Annotated in this window: 19 protein-coding genes; 18 read left to right on the top strand and 1 reads right to left on the bottom strand. The window is 36.0% G+C overall.

Annotated features, from left to right (window positions below):
* Positions 1–44: 44 nt before the first annotated feature.
* On the bottom strand, positions 45–794 hold the full coding sequence (locus BLT48_RS03475; RefSeq protein WP_089975276.1) for a peptidylprolyl isomerase: 750 nt from the start codon (positions 792–794) through the stop codon (positions 45–47).
* A gap of 436 nt (positions 795–1,230) precedes the next feature.
* Between BLT48_RS03475 and obgE the strand changes: the two genes are divergently transcribed.
* The 18 genes from obgE (at position 1,231) to BLT48_RS03385 (ending at position 21,585) form a co-directional block, all read left to right on the top strand.
* Positions 1,231–2,538 carry a GTPase ObgE gene (obgE, locus tag BLT48_RS03470; protein ID WP_035024174.1) on the top strand — a complete coding sequence of 436 codons (1,308 nt, stop codon included), beginning with the start codon at positions 1,231–1,233 and terminating at the stop codon, positions 2,536–2,538.
* A gap of 162 nt (positions 2,539–2,700) precedes the next feature.
* Positions 2,701–3,639 (top strand): ribonuclease Z, encoded by a 939-nt coding sequence (gene rnz / locus BLT48_RS03465; RefSeq protein WP_089975273.1) that lies wholly within the window; start codon positions 2,701–2,703, stop codon positions 3,637–3,639.
* A gap of 16 nt (positions 3,640–3,655) precedes the next feature.
* Positions 3,656–4,462 carry an SDR family NAD(P)-dependent oxidoreductase gene (locus BLT48_RS03460; protein ID WP_089978639.1) on the top strand — a complete coding sequence of 269 codons (807 nt, stop codon included), beginning with the start codon at positions 3,656–3,658 and terminating at the stop codon, positions 4,460–4,462.
* Between the two features lie 99 nt (positions 4,463–4,561).
* Entirely contained in the window at positions 4,562–4,990 is a 429-nt protein-coding gene (locus BLT48_RS03455) for a LapA family protein (protein WP_089975270.1), read from the top strand.
* Positions 4,991–5,152: 162 nt separating this feature from the next.
* Positions 5,153–5,740, top strand: coding sequence for a DUF1836 domain-containing protein (locus tag BLT48_RS03450; protein ID WP_035023108.1), 588 nt, complete (start codon positions 5,153–5,155; stop codon positions 5,738–5,740).
* A gap of 2 nt (positions 5,741–5,742) precedes the next feature.
* Positions 5,743–6,609, top strand: coding sequence for a DegV family protein (locus BLT48_RS03445; RefSeq protein ID WP_089975268.1), 867 nt, complete (start codon positions 5,743–5,745; stop codon positions 6,607–6,609).
* Between the two features lie 461 nt (positions 6,610–7,070).
* Positions 7,071–7,394 (top strand): hypothetical protein, encoded by a 324-nt coding sequence (locus BLT48_RS03440; protein WP_035023102.1) that lies wholly within the window; start codon positions 7,071–7,073, stop codon positions 7,392–7,394.
* Between the two features lie 786 nt (positions 7,395–8,180).
* The gene (gene recJ / locus BLT48_RS03435) at positions 8,181–10,280 is read left to right on the top strand and encodes a single-stranded-DNA-specific exonuclease RecJ (RefSeq protein WP_089975266.1); all 2,100 of its coding nucleotides are present in this window, start codon (positions 8,181–8,183) and stop codon (positions 10,278–10,280) included.
* Between the two features lie 23 nt (positions 10,281–10,303).
* Positions 10,304–10,816, top strand: a complete 513-nt coding sequence (locus tag BLT48_RS03430) for an adenine phosphoribosyltransferase (protein ID WP_035024172.1) — start codon at positions 10,304–10,306, stop codon at positions 10,814–10,816.
* Between the two features lie 362 nt (positions 10,817–11,178).
* A complete protein-coding gene (locus BLT48_RS03425) occupies positions 11,179–12,228 on the top strand; it encodes an IS1595 family transposase (RefSeq protein WP_143019098.1) in 1,050 nt (349 codons plus the stop codon).
* A 94-nt stretch (positions 12,229–12,322) separates the two neighbouring features.
* The gene (locus BLT48_RS03420) at positions 12,323–13,273 is read left to right on the top strand and encodes a GNAT family N-acetyltransferase (RefSeq protein ID WP_143019097.1); all 951 of its coding nucleotides are present in this window, start codon (positions 12,323–12,325) and stop codon (positions 13,271–13,273) included.
* 144 nt (positions 13,274–13,417) lie between these two features.
* Positions 13,418–14,287 (top strand): DNA-processing protein DprA, encoded by an 870-nt coding sequence (dprA, locus tag BLT48_RS03415; protein ID WP_089975261.1) that lies wholly within the window; start codon positions 13,418–13,420, stop codon positions 14,285–14,287.
* A 265-nt stretch (positions 14,288–14,552) separates the two neighbouring features.
* A complete protein-coding gene (gene topA / locus BLT48_RS03410; RefSeq protein ID WP_089975258.1) occupies positions 14,553–16,631 on the top strand; it encodes a type I DNA topoisomerase in 2,079 nt (692 codons plus the stop codon).
* Between the two features lie 228 nt (positions 16,632–16,859).
* Entirely contained in the window at positions 16,860–17,759 is a 900-nt protein-coding gene (xerC, locus tag BLT48_RS03405; RefSeq protein ID WP_089975256.1) for a tyrosine recombinase XerC, read from the top strand.
* 29 nt (positions 17,760–17,788) lie between these two features.
* On the top strand, positions 17,789–18,328 hold the full coding sequence (gene hslV, locus BLT48_RS03400; RefSeq protein WP_013710884.1) for an ATP-dependent protease subunit HslV: 540 nt from the start codon (positions 17,789–17,791) through the stop codon (positions 18,326–18,328).
* A 15-nt stretch (positions 18,329–18,343) separates the two neighbouring features.
* Positions 18,344–19,765, top strand: a complete 1,422-nt coding sequence (hslU, locus tag BLT48_RS03395) for an ATP-dependent protease ATPase subunit HslU (protein ID WP_035024171.1) — start codon at positions 18,344–18,346, stop codon at positions 19,763–19,765.
* Between the two features lie 20 nt (positions 19,766–19,785).
* Positions 19,786–20,595, top strand: a complete 810-nt coding sequence (gene codY / locus BLT48_RS03390) for a GTP-sensing pleiotropic transcriptional regulator CodY (protein WP_035023084.1) — start codon at positions 19,786–19,788, stop codon at positions 20,593–20,595.
* Between the two features lie 96 nt (positions 20,596–20,691).
* The gene (locus BLT48_RS03385) at positions 20,692–21,585 is read left to right on the top strand and encodes an aldose 1-epimerase family protein (protein WP_035023081.1); all 894 of its coding nucleotides are present in this window, start codon (positions 20,692–20,694) and stop codon (positions 21,583–21,585) included.
* Positions 21,586–21,598 lie beyond the last annotated feature (13 nt).

Here is a 21,598-nt window from a genome sequence, read left to right as displayed (position 1 = left end):
ATTTAATGACTGTTTAATTAGGATAACGACTAATCCTCTAATTTTCAGTCTATTACCTCAATAGATTCAATTTTAACCTCTTGCAAAGGCTTATCAAGTGAATCCGTTTCAACTTCGCTTATGGCGTCAATTACATCCATACCTTCAATTACTTGACCAAAAACGGTGTAATGTTGATCAAGGGAAGGATAGCCTCCTGAAGTATAGGCTTCTACTATATCATCAGGTGTTGTAGCAAGGTCAACCGACGCACTCACATCTACCGGATTTTGAACAATGTAAAATTGACTGCCTATTGAAACGGGAGCATTTGTTTTTGCCATTGCTAAAGCTCCACGAATATGGAATAACTGAGGGGATATTTCCGTTTCGAACGGTTCGCCCCAGATACTCTTTCCACCAGTACCGTCGCCTTTAGGGTCTCCGCCTTGAATCATAAAGTTAGCTAAAACTCGGTGGAAGGTTGTCTCATCATAGTAACCTTCATTACTGTGTGTAATGAAATTTTCCACTGCTTTTGGTGCCAAATCCGGAAATAGTTTAACCTTAATCAGACCAAGAGAGGTAGTGATATGAACTTCAATCTCATTTTCACTTACATCATTTGTCAGTTGTGGCAAGTCTAATGGATGGTCATTAGAAGAGGTGGATTGACTAAGAGAGCTTTCAGGATTAAACATAGTTGTGAAACTTGCTCCAGTACTCTTTGATAACGTATGAGTCCCAAAAATCATCAAACCTATTGCAATGATAAATAAAGTGGATCCGATAATGAAACTTTTTTTTCTTTTCATGGTGCACGTCCTTTTAGTCTTTAAGCCGTTTCGCTTAATAGTAAGAATTCACTTTTCTGTCTAAATAAGTATTCAGATAGAAAACGTCCTAATGAATCATACTACAAATGAGAGAATAATTAAATAGTTAAAATAAAATGATGGTATAATGAGTGAATATAAAAATGAATAATTTCAGTTTGAGTTATATAGAAGTAAATCTGGCAGTATCCTCATTTAAAAATAGACAAAATCATCAAATAGACGTACAATAGATAATGGACTAAAATTGGGTATACTGAACGTATTTCATTTTTAGAGGATATGTGATAATTGGCTTTCTTGTTTACATCTTGGAACAAATGTAATATTAAGATGCAGCGCCAGATCCATTGTGTAACCTAGAAAATAACTAAATCTCATACACTTAAAAATGAGGAGGAAAATAAAAATGTCAATGTTTTTAGATCAAGTAACAATTAACGTAAAAGCCGGAAATGGCGGAAATGGAATGGTAGCTTTCCGCCGTGAAAAATTTGTGCCCGATGGAGGCCCAGCTGGTGGAGATGGTGGTAAAGGTGGGGATGTCGTTTTTATTGTAGACGAAGGTTTACGTACATTAATGGATTTCCGATTTAACCGTCATTTTAAAGCAGAAGATGGCGAAAATGGTATGAGTAAAAACATGCATGGTCGTGGAGCAGGAGACAATGTCATCAAAGTTCCACCTGGTACAACAGTTAAAGAAGCAGAAACAGGCAAAATTTTAGGCGATCTAGTTCACCATGGACACAAACTTGTGGTAGCTAAAGGTGGACGTGGTGGACGTGGGAACAGCCGTTTTGCTACTCCTAGAAACCCAGCTCCTGAAATCGCTGAAAACGGTGAACCCGGAGAAGAGTATAAAATTGAAATGGAATTAAAGGTTTTAGCTGATGTAGGATTAGTTGGTTTCCCTTCTGTTGGAAAATCAACACTGCTATCCGTTGTTTCAGCTGCTCGTCCTAAGATTGGTGCTTACCATTTCACGACTTTAGTGCCCAACTTAGGAATGGTTCAAACGCCAGACGGACGTAGTTTTGTTATGGCAGATTTACCAGGATTAATTGAAGGAGCTTCTCAAGGAATTGGTTTAGGAACACAATTCTTGCGCCATATAGAACGGACTCGTGTTATTTTACATGTTATCGATATGAGTGGTAGTGAAGGCCGTGATCCTTACGACGATTACGTTGCCATTAACAAAGAATTAGAAACACATAATCTACGTTTAATGGAGCGTCCACAGATTATTGTTGCTAATAAAATGGATATGCCTGGAGCAGAAGAACATTTAATTGAATTTAAAGAAAAAATTAAAGCTCTTAAGAAAGATGAATATGAAGAAGATCTTCAAGTATTTGCTATTTCAGCTATTACGCATAAAGGAACACAAAACTTACTAAACGCAACAGCTGATATATTAGATGTAACACCAGAATTTCCTTTATATGAATTGGATCAAGAAGAAGATACCGTTATGTATAAACATACTCCTGAAGAAAAAGGTTATGCTATTACAAGAGACCCTGATGCTACATGGGTATTAAGCGGAGACAAACTTGAAAAATTATTCAAGATGACCAATTTTGATCACGATGCTTCTGTTTTACGATTTGCTCGTCAGTTAAGAACGATGGGAATTGATGAAGAGATGCGCGAACGTGGAGCAAAAGATGGAGACTTAGTCCGTATCCTGAAATACGAATTTGAATTTGTTGAATAAAAATCAAACTGAAACGACCAAGCAATCAACAAGTTGATTGCTTGGTCGTTTCTTTTCACCTCATTATCGCTTATTTAAGAAAAGTTTGGTAAAATATGTCGAACGGTCAAGTACAATTTTGAGGTTAAATGAACGATACTTTAATGGTTAGGATAGGATGAAATGGAATTATTATTTTTAGGTACCGGTGCAGGTGTACCCGCAAAGCAACGAAATGTTACTAGTATTGCACTGAAATTATTAGAAGAACGAAACTCAATTTGGCTTTTTGATTGTGGAGAAGCAACACAGCAACAAATTTTACACACCACTTTAAAGCCGCGGAAAGTCGATAAGATTTTTATTACACATTTACATGGAGACCATATTTTTGGACTTCCTGGTTTTTTAAGCAGTCGTTCTTTTCAAGGAGGAGATGGCCCATTAACTATTTATGGTCCTGTAGGAATTAAAAATTATGTCCAAGTGTGCTTAAAAACTTCAGGAACTATTTTGAAGTACCCGCTGCATATTCATGAAATTACCGAAGAAGGAGTGATTTTTGAAGATCAGAAATTCAAAGTCATTTGCCGCAAATTAAAACATGGCATCCAGTCTTTTGGCTATCGCATTGAAGAGGCAGATCATCCGGGAATGTTACAAGCAGATAAGGTAAAAGAAGCCGGTATTCCTTTTGGTCCAATGTACGGAAAGTTAAAACAAGGTGAAACAGTCACTTTAGTAAATGGTCGGACATTTAACGGGAAGGATTTCATCGGTGAAACTCAAAAGGGTCGTATTGTGACCATTTTAGGCGATACTAAAAAAACAAAAAATAACGTATTGCTCGCTGAAAACGCCTCTGTTCTGGTTCATGAAAGCACATTTGACGGGGCAAGTCGTAAAATGGCAAGAGACTATAACCATTCTACAAATTTAGATGCTGCAGAAGTTGCTAAAGAAGCACATGTCGCTAAATTAGTGTTGACTCACATTAGCGCTCGCTATTTAGGTAGAGACCTTTATTTACTAGAAAAGGAAGCCCGAAAAGTATTTCCTAATACTCAAGTTGCGAATGATTTTGATGAAATTGATATCCCACCTATTAGAACAGATAAATAGACATGAAAAGGAGCTTATGATGAGAAAAAAGACCGATACACTTAAAAATAAAGTTGTTTTTATTACAGGCGCTTCAACTGGATTAGGCGAAAAAATCGCTTATGAAGCTGCAAAAAAAGGGGCTATTGTGGTTGTTAGTGCTAGAAGAGAAGACTTGCTTTTACAAGTTAAGGAAAAATGTGAACAACTATCCAGTAAACCAGCTTTTGCTTTTGGGTTAGATGTTTCAGATCCCGAACAAGTAAAAAAAGTTATTACTGAAATTTATCAGACCGTAGGAACAGTAGATGTTCTGGTCAATAACGCAGGATTTGGTCACTTTGAAGAAGCCTTAACTTTTGATATGGACGTAGCAGAAAGAATGTTTCGTGTAAATGTTTTAGGTCTGATGTATGTAACTCAATTAGTTGCAATTGAAATGGCTGAAAGACACCAAGGTCACATTATTAATATTGCTTCTCAAGCTGGAAAAATGGCTACACCTAAATCAACTATTTATTCGGCAAGTAAATTTGCAGTTATTGGTTATTCTAATGCATTGCGTCTAGAATTAAAACCATTAAATATTTTTGTGACAACAGTCAACCCAGGTCCTATTGAAACAAACTTTTTTGATATTGCAGATGAAAGTGGAACTTATTTAGAAAAAGTGGGACATATGGTATTAAATGCTGAAGTTGTTGCTGGCCGTATAGTTTCTTTGATGGGTACACCTAGAAGAGAACTAAACATGCCTGCACTATTAGAAATTGCTGGAAAATTCTATACTCTCTTTCCACGTATTGGAGATTACTTAGCTGGCGATTTGTTTAACAATAAATAAAGAGCGCAAGCCTTTTCGTAGTGTTTTTATGAGCTATTGTGCTAAAATAACACCATACAATAGAACGAATGAATCTATTTGAAAGGGGATATACACTCTATGAAAAAGCAATGGGGAACAATTGTAGCACTTATACTTATTGTAATTGTAGCGTTATTTGCTGTTTTAAATGTCGAGTCAGTTCCAGTTAATTTTGGCTTTACAGAAGTAACTTGGCCTTTGATTATGATTATTTTAGGTTCCTTATTTATCGGAGCTTTAACAACTGTTCTAATTTCTACAAGTACAGCCTATAGAAACAAAAAAGAGTTGAAGAATAACAAAAAAGAATTAGAGAATGCAGAAAACAAAAAAGAAGAAGCTGTTGCTCGAGTCAGAGCAGAATATGAAGATAAACTAACTCAAAAAGATTTTATTATTAGTGAGAAAACAAATAAAATCAGCAGTTTAGAAAGAGAATTGGTCAATCGAATGACCCAATCTACAGTTACCTCTTCAAACGGACCAATTGATTCAGTACCAAAATAATAAAAATAAAATTATTTCGAAAAAAAAATAAACTTTAGTGTTTATTTTTTTTGTGCTGAATTTATTTTTTAACTCAGCAATCTAGTATGGGAAACTAGTTTGTCTAGTGAAAACAATTGTGTTAAACTATTACTAACAGAAATGAGATAAAAAGGTGATTATATGCAGAAAATTGAGGAAGATTTATTAGAGTGGTCAAATGAAATAAGCCAATATACTTTTCCAAGATGGGAAGAATTACCTGATTTTGATCTTTATATGGACCAAGTGTTAAATCTAATTGAACGCTATCTAGCTATTTTTAAAGTGAGTGACCAAAAACAAATTATTACTTCATCAATGATTAATAATTATGTTAAATTAGGGTTGATTCCTCCTCCAGTAAAGAAACGATACACAAAAAAACATTTAGCCTATTTAATTGCTATTTCGATTTTAAAACAAGTGGTCACGATTCCAGATGTAAAAGAAGGAATCTTATATCAAGCATCCATAAGCGGGATCAGAGAAGCGTATGATTTATTTTGTACCGAGCAAGAGTATGCATTAAGAGCTGTTGCTTCTCATATCAAGCAAACGGATAAGAAACCGTTATTGCCAGATAGTACAGATAATACTACTCTAATCGTTCGAACAGCCACAATAGCTGTTGCTACAAAAATTGTCACTGAAAAAGTTCTCTATTTAGCTCATATACAGCAAGAAGAGAGTGAGAAGAAGAAAAATAAAACCAAAAAGTTGGAGGAATAAACATGAACAAACAAAAAATAGGGTTCTTAGTTGATTCAGGTTCGGATGTTCCTATAGAGGTTGTCAATAAAGCCGATATGAAAGTCATTCCTTTAAAAATTATCTATAAAGATAAAGAATATACTGATAAGGTAAATATTCATGCGCAAGATGTATACGATCGTTTAGAACAAGAAATACCAAAAACTTCTTTACCCAGTGGTGAAGTGATTAGTGAAATGTTACAAGAATTTAAAAATGAAGGTTATGAAAAAGTTATTGCCGTTACCATTTCAAGCGGACTAAGTGGTACAAATAACATGGTTCGTTTAATGGCTGAAAATATTGAAGGTTTAGATGTCTTTACTCTAGACACTAAGAATATTGGAATCGGTAGTGGTTTTTTGGCTATTCAGGCTGCAGAGTATGTTGAAAAAGAACTGAAATGGGAAGTTATTAAAGAAAGATTAAAGCAGGACGTAAAAAAATCTAAAATATTCTTCCATGTGCCAACTTTAGACTATTTGCAAAAAGGTGGACGCATCGGATTAGTATCTTCTATTTTAGGGAATGTTTTAAATTTAAAACCAGTTATTTCTTGTAATGATAATGGAATCTATTATACGGTTGCTAAAGTGCGCGGAAATAAAAAGAGTATCCAAAGAGCTATTGATTTAGCTACTGAATTTGCAGGGGATGCAAAAAAATATCATTTAGCAATCGCTTATGGTGGCAAGACAGCTGAGGTCCAAGTTGATGACATTCGACTAGAACTTAAAAAGAAATTGCCAAACTTTGTTACCATATTTGAAGATCAAATCAGTCCAGCTCTAGGAGTGCATACGGGTCCAGGATTAATTGGAATCGGTGTTCATATTATAGAAGATTAACAACGAGTTAGATGAGTCAATTAAAAAGACTATTCGTCAAATGATGTTGATAGAAGAAAATAACATTTCTTCTGGAATAGACGGTTTTGCTTGTGAGAAGAGCCATGGGAACGTCTGAAGCCTGTATTCTTCAGAGCTTTCAAGCTTCAAATAAAGCATAATCGCTGAAGCGCTAACGCTTTATCATTCGCATTGAATCCAATGCATGGCTACAAGCAAACCCTATTCTTCCAGAAATATCCTGTAACCAATTTAACTAAGCTATCAACACTAAAAAGTATAGAGCCATTAAGAGATCGTGACAACCTGTCCGATCTTTTTTTGTTGTTCCAGTAATGATTCATCAGGTAGTTGGGCTAAGTTAAGTTTTTTGAATGACAATTCATTCATTTTAAAAGGAAGAAATACTATATCTATACCTATTATTTTTGATATAATGGTGCAGTTAGGAGTGAGGTAATTTGTTGAAGTCTCGTACAAAATGGAAATTAAAAGAAGGAAACACGAATACTGAAATTGCAGCAGATTTAAGTAAAACATTAAACTTATCTTCTTTGTTTATTGAATTGTGTTTACAAAGAGGCCTAGATTCTAGAGAAAAAATAGAACGATTTATCAAACCTGATGAATCATGGATTTATGACCCTTATTTGATGTATGACATGGAAAGTGCAGTTTCTAGGATCACAAATGCGGTTGAACAAGGAGAACAGATAACGATTTATGGCGACTATGATGCAGGTGCGATACGTTCACAAGTGAAAAGTTTGTGCACATGTCTTTAGTTGTACTAAGATATGGAGAACTGATCTAATGAGAGTTGGAATGAGAGAGTAACGTCTTGAAACGACTCCCCTAATCCTCCGATATGCTTTTGGGCAGGTAAAAAACTCGAAAGTATAAAGCTCGGTGAAGTCAGCTGAAAAAAGCCGTAAGTAGGGTATGTTCCTTACACGAAAAAAATCCAGAGGTGGATTTTGTTTTTGATAGGCTGGGGGTCTTAGAAATTATCTATGGTTAGAATGTTTCTTAAAAGAAACTGACGAATCTTTGAATGTACGAGTCGATACGTAAGCGATGTAGAAATGCAGCGCTAGGATTGCGCCTTGAGTCAATCTTATTGCATGTGGTAGAGTAAAAATCTGACGTTATGAAATACCATATTATCTTAAAGGGATAATCAAGTGCAACGGCCCATAGAAGAAACCTAAGGATATATAGAACAAGATAATTGGATTGGAACGTATGAAGCTTAGGATGTGGATGCTTTTACCAGCAAACGAAGCAGTTTAGACGAAAATCTCGTAAGAGAAAAATAAGCTAATTTGTCTAAGTGAAAGTAGAGCCATAGTACCGATGAAGCTATGATAACAAATAGTGGAGGGAGGGGCTCGAATCGATTTAGATTATTTTAATAAACTAGAGTTGCACAGTGATTAGATAAATTTTTTTCTAACCATAAGCATAAAGCAATGATACTTTTTATTTAATTTGCTATAGGCAACTTTAAGTCGGGATGGTCTAGAACGATGGAACGCCGTGTGAGGTGAAAGTCTCACGCACGGTGTGGAGTGGGGGAAAACCTGGAGAATGATTCAAGAGGTTACCTATCACTATATGGCGTCACAAGTACAGCCGTTTTAAAAGAAACGATTGAAATGATTGGTGGAGAAGTCAACTACTATATTCCAAATCGATTTACTGATGGATATGGACCCAATGTAGCAGCTTTCGAACGTTTAATCGAACAAGGTACACAATTGATTGTCACTTGTGACAATGGTGTTGCTGGACATGATGCCATTAATCGAGCAAAAGCGTTAGGAATAGATGTCATTGTTACGGATCACCATGAATTACCAAGTACATTGCCCTCGGCTTATGCTGTCATTCATCCCAGACACCCAAAAGGTTCGTACCCGTTTGGAGAGTTATCTGGAGTGGGAGTTGCTTTTAAATTAGCAACGGCATTATTAGGAGAAATACCGGTAGAGTTGTTAGATTTGGTTGCTTTAGGAACGATAGCCGATCTAGTTTCGTTAACGAATGAAAATCGTGCTTTAGTGATGCAAGGATTGGCTGTATTACAAAATACCCAACGCGTCGGTTTATCCGCTTTATTTCAATTAGCAAAAATAAAAAGGGAAGAAATTGATGAAGAAACTGTTGGATTTATTATAGGACCGCGTCTGAATGCTGTTGGACGATTAGGAGATGCCTCTCCAGCCGTCGAATTGTTGACGACTTTTGATGATGAAGAAGCAGCTTCTTTAGCACAGTTGGTCCAAGAAAAAAATACTGAACGTCAAGCTTATGTTTCAACGATAACGAATGAAGCATTTGATATGATTGAAAAAAGTGATGTAGATTCAGATGTTTATGTTCTAGCAAAAGAAGACTGGCATGAAGGTGTCTTAGGTATCGTAGCTAGTAAAATTGTAGGCAAAACTGGAAAACCAGCTTTAGTGATGAACATTGATCCAGCTAAAGGTTTGGCTAAAGGTTCTGGTAGGAGTATACCGGCATTTAATCTGTATAATGCGTTAGATGCTGTTCGAGAATTTACTACTACATTTGGTGGGCATCATATGGCCGCTGGTTTAACTGTTCCTTTAGAAAATATCGAACGTATCCAAAATGAACTCAATCAATATGCTGTTGAAAATGGTGCAGCACAAGAATTGGGTGAAGAAACACAAATAGACAGCCAGTTGACCATCGAAGAAGCAACTGTGGAAGTAGTGGAAGAATTGAACCGTTTAGCTCCATTTGGTACAGACAATCTTAAACCGACTTTCCTTTTTAAACATCTTGAGTCTCAAGATGTTCGTCAAATTGGCGGAGACCAAGCTCATCTAAAAATGAAACTGGCAGAAGGAAACGTTTTTCTAGATGTGATTGGTTTTCAATTTGGACCTGTTGCGGAAGAAATAGGATTACACTCAACTGTTTCTGTAGTTGGGAAGTTAGCTATCAATGAATGGAATGGTTCACGCAAAACACAATTGATGTTAGAAGATTTAGCTATTGAAGGCGTACAAGTCTTTGATTCTAGAAGTACTCAGATACCTTCATCGTTATGGAAAATTGAAGAAGCAGACTTTGTCTTTTTTGATCAACAAAATAGTGAACAGTATGCACATCTTTTATCAGAGAATAGCTATCGTCATGTATTAACGACTCCTGATTCTTTTTCGCAATTTGAAATGAGAACGACTCAATTGATTTTTGTCGATTGCCCTTCTGATATTGATTCGGTCAAAGAGCTCTTAGCTCAATCAAGTCCCGAAAAAATTATTGCTTGTTTTTATAGTCGAGAAGATTTGTATTTAAATGGGATGCCAAATCGAAGTCAATTTGGACAAGTCTTTAAGTATACGGCAACACATGTCGATATTGATGTTCGGAACAAACTGAAATTATTAGCTGCTCATTTAAAAATAAAGGAAAATAATTTAATTTTTATTATTTCAGTGTTTTTAGAGATAGGATTTGTTACAATAACAAATGGTGTTATGAATGTCGTTAAAGACGTTCAGAAAAAAGAATTAGAGCAAGCAGCAGCTTATCAAAAACGACTAAAACAAATTCAATCTGAAAACTTTTTTGTTTACAGTCATTTTTCTGAGTTGGAGAATTGGATGAAACAACAAATAAAAGCAACACCTTAAAATTGAATGGAGGAAAAGTTTCAATGGATTTAAAAAAATATATTGCAGATGTCCCTGATTTTCCTGAAAAGGGAATTGTTTTTCGCGACATTTCCCCTTTAATGGCGGATGGGGAAGCTTACCGCTTTGCTACGAACGAAATTGTGACATACGCAAAAGACAAAGGCGTTGAAATGATTGTTGGACCTGAAGCGCGTGGCTTTATTGTGGGTTGCCCAGTAGCTTATGAAATGGGAATCGGCTTCGCTCCTGCACGCAAAAAAGGGAAGTTACCTCGTGAAACGATTGAAGTTACGTATGGTTTAGAATACGGAAAAGATACCTTACAGATTCATCAAGATGCCATCAAACCTGGGCAAAAAGTTCTTGTCTGTGACGATTTATTAGCTACTGGTGGAACAATTGCTGCAACAATCGAGTTGATTGAAAAACTTGGTGGAATAGTTGTTGGGACTGCTTTTCTAGTTGAATTAAAAGACTTGAATGGTCGTGACAAAATCAAAGGGTACGATATTTTAGCTTTAATGGAGTATTAATGCTATTTAATAAAAAGAAGAGGTTGGGATAAAAATTCCAGCCTCTTCTTTTTATACGACTATTTATTCTAAAACATGCTCCAAAGCAAACCCGACGTCCACTTTGTCATGGATGTAGTTGCTTTAGCTACGTACAGACATGATACACTTAGGTACAAGCCTACAGTGCTTCTGTTTAATGCTCGATGGTCGATGACCATACTGCGCTTATTCGTTCCAGTGATTCGGGTCTAAACGCTTTTTCTCCCACTCTCTTTTTTTGTGCCATTTTTTTAAAAAAGGCTCTGTTAAAGGTAGTTGTTGATAATTTGACCAAACGGAACGGATGTTCTATAATGGGTGTATCATTATAGAAGTTGGTGATGACCGTGAGAGCAACCGATATACTAAAAGCCATCCAAAAACTAAATCCAGCAGAGAAACATCGACTACGAGAGTATTTAATTGATGCACTTACTGCATCTTCTTCGACAGGAACTGTTCTTCAAGAAATATCTGAGCGTAAAAATAAGAATGGTTATCGATGTCCAGATTGTGAATCGGAGCATATCGTCCGTTTCGGAACATATTCGACTATTGTTGAAGGAGAAGAAGTGAAAAAGCAACGCTATCGCTGTAAAGCGTGTAAAAAGACATTTACTGACCTTACAAATACAGCTCTATATCGAACACGTCGTCTCAACCAATGGATAAAATTTATCGAGTGTATGATAGAGGGCTATTCTTTGCGAAAATCTGCTGAATTAGTTGGTAATGTTACTCACGTCACTCTGTTCTACTGGAGAAACAAGCTCTTAGCATCATTAAAACAGATAGAAATCCCAAACTTCGAAGGTATCGTTGAAATGGACGAGACCTATTTCCTATACTCTGAAAAAGGGCAAAGAAAGATAAAAGATAGAAAATCACGTAAGCGTGGTGGTTCTGCCAAGAAACGTGGTATCAGCAATGAACAAGTATGTGTATTAGTTGCAAGGGACCGTGACAAGATGACTTTCTCGCAAGTATTAGGAATGGGAAGATTAACAAAAGAGCAACTGGATAAAGCAATCGGTCATAAACTATCAAGTGATAATATATTATGTACTGATTCTTGGCGTGCCTTTAAGACCTATGCTGCCGAAAAGGGTATGGATATTTACCAATTTAAATCAGATGGAATGGTTCGAACGAAAGGGCTATACCACATTCAGAACGTTAACAATTACCATCGTAGACTTAAAGCGTGGATTCAACGATTTAATGGTGTTGCCACTAAGTATCTGAACAATTATCTTGCTTGGTTTCAGGTGTTAGAAAGCATTCAACATCAAAGAAATGAAGTAACTATGAACGACTTAATTATTCGGGGTAATCTAATACAAAATTCGGAAACTTATGATACAATTAGAATAACTAAATTTGCGATATAACATATCTTATTCAACTAACGGGGCAGGTTGGTTGAATAAGGTAAGAGAAGGATAAACATCCTTTGTTGTTGAATTTACTAAACGGAGAGTTTAGTTGGATAAGAATTTACAGAATTGTGGGGGAACCTATATGAACGTGACAATAGAAAAAGCAAAAGACCTTGATGAATTAAGTGCTTTTTTATCTGAAGTAAACAAACGTAAAAGATCACATATAGGTTATTGTGGTGAAAAGGCAGAGGGAATCCATCAATCATTAAAGGAAGATTTTGTTGCCAGTGATAGTGATATAAAATTTATTATTGCAAGAAATAGTACAGGGGAAATTATAGCAGGAATTGGGTTTGACATAGATGAAACGAGTGCGGAAGTATGGGGGCCCTTTAATAAAACATCTTCTGTTAAGTTACAATATCAATTATGGGAACAGTTAGTGAATGAGAATCCAGCAGTTCAAACCTTTTATTTCTTTATCAATAAAGAGAACATACAGCAACGAACGTTTATGGATGAAATAAAGGCAAAAAATACTGGTGAACACCTTATCCTAGAAATTAAAGAACAAGATTTTGAGAGAGTTAGTGGTAAGTTGAAAAGTGTTCCATTTATACAAAGTGATTTTAATGCTTTTGAAAAATTACATAACGAAACCTTTCCAAACACTTACTATGATGCTAGAACGATTACAGAGAGACTTGGAAATGGAAATAATCTAAGAGTTATTAAAACCGAAACTAATGAATTGCTAGGCTATGTATATTTTGAAATAGATACTGAAATATCAGATGCCTCACTAGAATATATTGGTGTTTCCTCAAAAGCTCGAAATCAAGGGTTAGGTACAATAATGATGAAAGAAGCACTTACAGAGATGTTTTCATATCCACAAATTAAAGAAATAAAATTAACGGTAGAAAATACGAACAGCCAAGCAAATCACGTATATAGGAAAGCTGGATTCGAAACTAAAGATACTTTAATAAGCTATACTCTTAAACTATATGGTGCTTTAGTTGAAGAAGAAGAAGACTATATTACGCAATAGAACTTCCATATATTTGGAAGTTCTAATTTTTTATATAATATCAACATTAAACTTTAACAGAGCCTTAAAAAAAGTTATTCTCTTTTCAATGCGGAAGTTACCTAAAGAGTATCAGCGTTTTGCAATGAATAAGGAGAGTGTGACATGCAAACAACAAATCTAAACCAGATGCTATTTCATTTAACTTTATGTAAAGGGATCGGTGCAACGAGCCGGATTCGTATGCTCTCAGCCTTAATAGATAACCCCAATCTAACCGCTTATGAGCTAGCTAGATATGCTCAATTGAATTCAACCAATACAAGATTATTTATGGATAGTTTTGTTTCTGTTGATTTAGAAAAGAGCTTGAACGAGTACGATAGTAAGCAAATTAAATGGATTTCTATTTTGGATAAAACCTACCCTGAATACTTAAAGCACATCTATAATCCACCGGCGTTGTTATTCTACCAAGGAGATCTTTCATTGTTCAATCAACAATTGCTTGCCATTGTTGGATCGCGTTTGACCAGTTCATATGGCGAGAAAGCTTTAACACTTTTATTGCCTGAGTTGATTAGTCATGAGATTGCAACGGTAAGCGGGTTAGCTAAAGGAATAGATAAAGAAGTTCATCAGAAAACTATTGAACTAGGCGGACGGACGATTGGCATTATAGGGACGGGGTTGGATTATTTCTATCCATTTGAAAATGAATCTTTACAAAGAGATATTGCTAGGAACCACTTGCTAATTTCTGAATACCCCTTAGGAACTAAACCGTTGAAACACCATTTTCCTATGCGCAATCGAATTATTGCGGGCCTTTCATTAGGTACTTTGGTCATTGAAGCTAAATATCGCAGCGGTAGTTTGATTACAGCTAATCTAGCCCTGCAAGAAGGGCGTGAAGTTTTTGCTGTACCTGGAAATATTACAAATCCTTATTCAGAAGGTACCAATGATCTAATCCTACATGGCGCAAAATGTGTCTTATCGCCACAGCATATTTTAGAAGAACTAAATAGATAAAAAAAGGCTTCAAAAAAACAGCGCATCTGTTTTTTTGAAGTTTTTTTAATACTAAGAATAAAAGTGTGAAATGATAAAAAGGAAAGGTTTTCAAAGGGAGAAAACTGTTTTTTTCTTCTATTATATACTATCTATTTTCACAAATATAAATAAGGATGGTTGACAAAGTGCCTAAAGATAGCATAAGATGATTAACGATTTCAATTATAGATTAGAGAACGACTGAACTAGTAAAAAATTACGCACATTTGAGAGGAGCATTTCATTGGCATATAAATATCTGGTGATTGTAGAATCACCTGCTAAAGCAAAAACAATTGAAAAATATTTAGGTCGAAATTATAAAGTTGTTGCTAGCCTAGGACATATTCGTGATCTTCCAAAAAGTCGTATGGCAGTCGATGTTGAAAATAATTACCAGCCTGAGTACATTTCTATACGAGGCAAAGGTCCTTTAATCAAGGAACTAAAAAGATATGCAAAAAAAGCTGAAAAAGTTTTTCTCGCAGCTGACCCGGATAGAGAAGGAGAAGCAATTGCATGGCATCTAAGCTTTTTATTAGGACTTGATGTAACGGATAAAAATCGTGTGGTTTTTAATGAAATTACAAAAGACGCTGTAAAGAACGCCTTTAAAGAACCACGTTCCATTAATATGGATTTGGTGAATTCACAACAAGCTCGAAGAATACTAGACCGACTTGTTGGATATACCATTAGTCCAATTTTGTGGAAAAAAGTTAAAAAAGGCTTAAGTGCAGGAAGAGTACAATCTGTAGCGTTAAAGCTGATTTGTGAGCGAGAAGATGAAATCAATCGATTTGAACCGGAAGAGTATTGGTCGATCGGTGCTAATTTCAAAAAAGACAAAAAGAAATTTAAAGCTAATTTTTATGGTATAAAAGGAAAGAAACAAGCTTTGGGTAATGCTGAAGATGTCCAAAAAATTATTAAAGAACTAGATGGCGATCAATTTGAAGTCCTGTCTGTTACGAAAAAAGAACGGTTAAGAAATCCGGCCCTTCCATTTAAGACAAGTAGTCTACAACAAGAAGCCGCAAGAAAACTAAATTTCAGAACACGTAAAACCATGATGGTTGCGCAACAGCTTTATGAAGGAATCTCATTGGGTCGTGGCGGGGCTGTCGGTTTGATTACGTATATGCGTACGGATTCCACCAGGATTGCTCTTTCAGCTAAAAATGAAGCCGCGGAATACATTATCAAAGAATTTGGACCAGAATACGCAGCTTCTAAACCTCGAATAGGGAAAAAAGCTGAAGGCGACCAAGATGCTCATGAAGGGATTCGTCCTTCCAGTGTGTTACGAACTCCAAAAGAAGTTGAAAAGTACCTGACAAAAGACCAGTATAAATTATACAATCTGATCTGGTCACGATTGGTAGCCAGTCAAATGACTCCTGCTGTATTCGATACAATGAAGGTCGATATTGCTCAAAAAGATATTTATTTTAGAGCAAATGGCTCTAAAGTGAAATTCCCTGGTTACCAAAAAGTTTATATTGAAGGCAATGATGAAGGTAAAGAAGAAAAAGAAAATGTATTGCCCGAAATGGAAAAAGGCGATAAAGTTACGTCAATCGATATCGAACCAAAACAACATTTCACTCAACCACCTGCTCGTTTCTCTGAATCGACATTGATTCGTGTGTTGGAAGATAACGGTGTAGGTCGTCCTTCTACGTATGCTCCAACTTTGGAAACCATTCAACGTAGGTATTACGTTAAACTCCAAAACAAACGTTTTGAAGTAACTGAACTAGGGGCAATTGTGAATGGACTCATCAATGAGTTTTTCCCTCAGATCGTAGACGTTCACTTTACTGCAGATATGGAAAAAAATCTGGATGAAGTGGAAGAAGGCAATAAAGAATGGGAAAAAGTTATCGATCAATTCTATCAACCATTTGCTGTAGAAGTCGAAAAAGCGGAAGAGAATATGGAAAAAATTCAAATCAAAGACGAACCAGCTGGATTTGACTGTGAGCTTTGCGGACATCCAATGGTGATCAAGTTGGGTCGCTATGGAAAATTCTATGCATGTAGCAATTTTCCGGATTGCCGAAATACCAAACCAATTGTAAAAGAAATCGGTGTTGCTTGCCCTGTGTGTGGTGAAGGACATGTCATTGAACGAAAATCGAAAAAAAATCGTATTTTTTATGGTTGTGATCGTTACCCTACGTGTGAATTTGTATCATGGGATAAACCAGTTGGACGCAACTGTCCGAAATGCGAACATTATTTAGTAGAGAAAAAAGCAAAAGGCAGCAAGCAAGTCATCTGCAGCAATTGTGATTATAAAGAAGAAGTGCAAAAATAATACGCTAACTAAAATAAATACTAGTTAAGTTCGAGAAGAAACGGCTCTCGCTTAACTAGTATTTTTGCATCTAAGTCAAGAGTCTTTCATAAATTCAGCCAAATTTAATAACGGTTGTTTAGAAATAGTTGAATTGTTTTAAAATTCAATTAATTTAAATCTTAATCGATTGTAATCTAAATAGTTGTATGATAAAGTAACTTTGTTGTAGGAGTGGAGGGATTATTCTTGGTAGATCAAACGATTAAAAAGACTTTCTTACAGTATTTGATCACTGAAAGACATTATTCTGAGCTGACTAAAAAAGCGTATCAAGAAGATATTACTCACTTTGAATTATTTTTAGATCAAACAGGGGATACAGATTTTAATAATGTCACTCTTCAAGATGTACGTATCTATTTAGGTGAATTAAATGAACAAGGACTAAGTCGGAACAGTGTTTCAAGAAAAATTTCGAGCTTACGTGCATTTTATCAATTCTTATTAAAAAATCAGTTGGTTAAAGATAATCCGTTTTCTTATGTGCATCTCAAAAAGAAAACGCTTCGTTTGCCTAAGTTTTTTTATGAAAAAGAAATGGATGCTTTATTTGAAGCAGTAAAAGGAGAAAGACCACTAGATTTCCGCAATGAAGCTATACTCGAGGTATTGTATGGTACTGGTATACGAGTGAGCGAATGTAGTGGAATTAGGCTAAAAGACATTGATTTTGAATTAAGTGTCTTATTGATTCACGGTAAGGGCAATAAAGAGCGGTATGTTCCATTTGGCCATTATGCCGCTATTGCTATCCGCGATTATATGGAAAAAAGTCGTACCCCTTTAATGAAAAAACACAAACGAATTCATGATTATTTATTTGTTAATCATCACGGTGACCCTATTACAGCTACTGGAATCGAATATGTATTAAACCAAGTCATAAAAAAAAGCAGCTTAACGTCCGATATCCATCCACATATGTTACGTCATTCCTTTGCGACTCATTTACTGAATAATGGGGCTGACATGCGGACTGTGCAAGAACTATTGGGTCATGCGAGTTTATCTTCAACTCAGATATATGCTCATGTAACTAAGGATTTATTACAAAAAAATTATCGCCAATTTCATCCAAGAGCTTAAGTTTGGATAATTGACTGGAGGAAAAAAAAATGACAGAATTTCATGCAACAACGATTTTTGCTATTCAGCATAATGGGAAATGTGCCATGGCCGGAGATGGTCAAGTAACGATGGGTGAACAAGTCATCATGAAAGGTACTGCTCGTAAAGTTCGACGTATTTACAACGATGAAGTGTTGGTCGGATTTGCTGGAAGTGTGGCAGATGCTTTTACTCTGGAAGAAAAATTTGAAGCTAAATTACATGAGTACAAAGGAAATCTAACTCGTGCAGCTGTAGAATTGGCTCAAGAATGGCGTTCAGATCGTGCTATGCAAAAACTTGAAGCATTGCTGATTGTAATGAACAAAGAAGAGATGTTGATGGTATCGGGTGGAGGGGAAGTTATCCAACCAGATGATGGCATCTTAGCTATTGGTTCGGGTGGGAACTTTGCTCTTGCTGCTGGACGAGCATTAAAAAAACTTGGGAAAGATTTAACAGCAGCTCAAATTGCCCAAGAAAGCTTAACAACTGCTGCAGACATCTGCGTATTTACAAATCACAATATTATTGTTGAAGAACTATAAGGAGTGAACAAGATGATGACTAAAGAAGATATGACTCCCAGAGAGATCGTCGCTGAGTTAGATAAATACATTATTGGACAAACAATGGCTAAAAAGTCTGTGGCTGTTGCCTTACGCAACCGACAAAGACGTTTGAAATTAGATGAAGCTATGCAAAAAGAAATCACACCTAAAAATTTGTTAATGATTGGTGCAACTGGGGTTGGTAAAACAGAGATTGCGCGACGTTTAGCTACCATTGTTCAAGCGCCATTTGTAAAAGTGGAAGCCACTAAATTTACAGAAGTCGGATATATTGGACGAGATGTTGAATCTATGGTGCGCGATTTAGTAGAAGCGTCGATTCAAATTGTAGAAAAACAACAGTACTCACAAGTCTATTCTCGAGCGGAAAAAAATGCCATTGAGCGTGTTGTAAAACTATTGATACCGGGAATAAAAAAAGAAAATCGACAAAGTACAAGTAGCAACCCTTTTGAATCGATGTTTAAAAACATGGGTGTAGATCCCAATCAATTAGCTCCACAAGCTGAAGAAGAGGAAGAAGAAATAACGGAAGCCATTTCAACAGACCGAAAAAAAATGAAACAACAAATTCGTAATGGGCTTTTAGATGAAAGAGAATTGACGATACAAGTAGAAAGTCAAAAAAAATCAATGAATTCTCCTATGGGTGCCGGATTGGAACAAATGGGAATTGATTTAAATGAAACATTAGGTGCTTTACGTCCGAAATCTAAAGTTAAACGAACGGTTACTGTAAAGAAAGCGATTGAATTGTTTACGCAAGAAGAATCGGCTAAATTAGTCAATCAAGAAGACATCCAATCGATGGCTGTAGATCTTGCACAAAATGCCGGTATTATCTTCATAGACGAGTTTGATAAAATTACCTCTAAAAATGAAAATAGTGGAACTGTCTCTCGAGAAGGTGTCCAACGAGACATATTGCCAATCGTTGAGGGATCGCAAGTTAGCACGAAATATGGTCCAATTCAAACTGACCATATCTTATTTATTGCTTCTGGAGCATTTCATGTTTCCAAACCAAGTGATTTGATTCCAGAATTACAAGGAAGATTTCCTATTCGTGTAGAGTTAGATGATTTAACCAAGGAAGATTTTGTAAAAATTCTAACAGAACCCAATAATGCGTTACTCAAACAATATATTGCAATGTTAGGAACTGAAAATGTCAATATCACTTTTACGTATGAATCGATTGAACGCTTAGCCGCAATTGCGTATCAAGTCAATCATGAAACGGATAACATCGGAGCCAGACGGTTGCATACGATTTTAGAAAAATTATTAGAAGATCTATTATTTGAAGCCCCGGATATGCAAATGGGAGACATTACCATTACTGAAAATTATGTCAATGAAAAAATTGAACACATTGTAGAGGACAAAGATTTAAGTCGCTACATTTTATAAAAAAATGATGGAGGCTTCTCATGAATGATTTACTGCAAAAAATGCGAAAAATTAATTACCTATTACAAACAAAGGGTGGCGTAGTAAAGACGGATTCTTCACCGGATGGAGAATTAGCTTTCACTGATATGGCGATTGTATTAGGCGATATTCTGAATGCAAACACGTATTTGATTGATGATGCTGGAAACTTACTCGGCTATCATGAAAAGCATGAAATCAATAACGAACGTGTGAAACAAATGTTAGTGGATGAAATGTTTCCCGAAAAATACACTCGCAGCATGTTAGAAATTTATGAAACAAGAGCCAATATTGATATTGAAAGTGATTATACCGTCTTCCCAATTGAAACAAGAGACATGTTTGTAGAAGGCTTGACAACTGTCATTCCTGTTTTTGTAGCAGGGCAGCGATTAGGGACACTTTTACTCGCACGTTTGCAGCCCGTGTTTGACGATACTGATTTAATCTTAGGTGAGCATGCGGCAACGGTTGTTGGAATAGAGATTTTGTTTAAGAAATCGACTCAAATCGCTGAATCTGCTCGTAATACGGCAACTGTGCAGATGGCAATCAAGACGCTGTCTTATAGTGAACTAAAGGCTATCAAGGCCATTTTTGAAGAATTAGATGGAACTGAAGGTCGCATAACAGCTTCTAATGTAGCGGATAAAGTCGGTATCACCCGTTCGGTCATTGTTAATGCCTTGCGGAAGTTAGAATCTGGCGGCATTATCGAATCCAGATCATTAGGAATGAAAGGCACCTACATTAAAATACAAAATGAAAAATTTATTGATGCATTGGAGAAAGAATCGATTTATTGATGATTTTAACCTCTACTAAGTAATCCTTTAGCTTACCATTAGTAAAGGATTGCTTTTTTACATCCGTATATTTCGTAAAAATAGATTGAGTTGCAAATGAGGAGGCAAACAAAAGTGATTACATTAAAAAATGATCTGTTAACGGTATCGATTTCTCCAAAAGGTGCTGAACTTCAAAGTATCAAACGTACAGATGAAGGATTAGAATACTTATGGCAAGGTGATCCAACTTTTTGGGGTAGAAAAGCGCCTGTTTTATTTCCAATCGTTGGGCGGTTAAAAAATGATGAATACCGGTACAATGGAAAGACATACCCATTAAATCAACATGGATTTGCAAGAGATAGCGACTTTCACGTCGAAGAACAAACAGAGACAACTGTGCGGTTAACGACCACATCTTCATTGCAGACAAAAGAACACTACCCATTTGATTTTCAATTGTCGTTAACGTATACACTAGAAAAAAACACGGTTACTGTCAGCTATTTTGTAAAAAATACACATGAAACTGAAACAATGTATTTTTCTATTGGAGGCCATCCTGGTTTCAATGTTCCACTTGCCAGTGATACCACGTTTGAAGATTACTATTTAACGTTCTTACCTAGACGATCTCGTCGTCAAATTCCATTAGTCGGTTCATACTTAGATTTAGAAAGCACCACTTTAGCTCAAACCAATACAGAGATCGACTTAAAAAGATCCTTATTTGATAATGATGCTCTGATTTATGAAACAAAAGGGAAAAATACTTTTTCAATCCATTCTGAAAAAACGACTCGTTCCGTATCAATCGCTTTTGAAGGTTTCCCTTATACAGGTATCTGGTCTCCTCCTAAAAAAGAGGCTCCTTTTGTTTGTATTGAACCTTGGTATGGGATTGCAGATTCGAGTGAGTTTACAGGAGAGTTGAATGACAAACTTGGTATACAACAACTAGAGGGCACAGAGTCCTTTTCTGCAAACTATACGATTTCTCTAACTTAAATGCAGACAAAAA

Origin of the sequence: Carnobacterium viridans (assembly GCF_900102725.1) — a bacterium.
GTDB classification, from domain to species: Bacteria; Bacillota; Bacilli; order Lactobacillales; family Carnobacteriaceae; genus Carnobacterium_B; species Carnobacterium_B viridans.
This window is presented reverse-complemented; position numbering and strand designations above follow the sequence as displayed.

What these genes read in the sequence shown, in the direction of transcription:
- BLT48_RS03475 (WP_089975276.1), bottom strand. Translation starts at nt 794, where the DNA reads ATGAAAAGAAAAAAAAGTTTCATTATCGGATCCACTTTATTTATCATT.
- obgE (WP_035024174.1), top strand. Translation starts at nt 1,231, where the DNA reads ATGTTTTTAGATCAAGTAACAATTAACGTAAAAGCCGGAAATGGCGGA.
- rnz (WP_089975273.1), top strand. Translation starts at nt 2,701, where the DNA reads ATGGAATTATTATTTTTAGGTACCGGTGCAGGTGTACCCGCAAAGCAA.
- BLT48_RS03460 (WP_089978639.1), top strand. Translation starts at nt 3,656, where the DNA reads ATGATGAGAAAAAAGACCGATACACTTAAAAATAAAGTTGTTTTTATT.
- BLT48_RS03455 (WP_089975270.1), top strand. Translation starts at nt 4,562, where the DNA reads ATGAAAAAGCAATGGGGAACAATTGTAGCACTTATACTTATTGTAATT.
- BLT48_RS03450 (WP_035023108.1), top strand. Translation starts at nt 5,153, where the DNA reads ATGCAGAAAATTGAGGAAGATTTATTAGAGTGGTCAAATGAAATAAGC.
- BLT48_RS03445 (WP_089975268.1), top strand. Translation starts at nt 5,743, where the DNA reads ATGAACAAACAAAAAATAGGGTTCTTAGTTGATTCAGGTTCGGATGTT.
- BLT48_RS03430 (WP_035024172.1), top strand. Translation starts at nt 10,304, where the DNA reads ATGGATTTAAAAAAATATATTGCAGATGTCCCTGATTTTCCTGAAAAG.
- BLT48_RS03425 (WP_143019098.1), top strand. Translation starts at nt 11,179, where the DNA reads ATGACCGTGAGAGCAACCGATATACTAAAAGCCATCCAAAAACTAAAT.
- dprA (WP_089975261.1), top strand. Translation starts at nt 13,418, where the DNA reads ATGCAAACAACAAATCTAAACCAGATGCTATTTCATTTAACTTTATGT.
- hslV (WP_013710884.1), top strand. Translation starts at nt 17,789, where the DNA reads ATGACAGAATTTCATGCAACAACGATTTTTGCTATTCAGCATAATGGG.
- hslU (WP_035024171.1), top strand. Translation starts at nt 18,344, where the DNA reads ATGACTAAAGAAGATATGACTCCCAGAGAGATCGTCGCTGAGTTAGAT.
- codY (WP_035023084.1), top strand. Translation starts at nt 19,786, where the DNA reads ATGAATGATTTACTGCAAAAAATGCGAAAAATTAATTACCTATTACAA.
- BLT48_RS03385 (WP_035023081.1), top strand. Translation starts at nt 20,692, where the DNA reads ATGAGGAGGCAAACAAAAGTGATTACATTAAAAAATGATCTGTTAACG.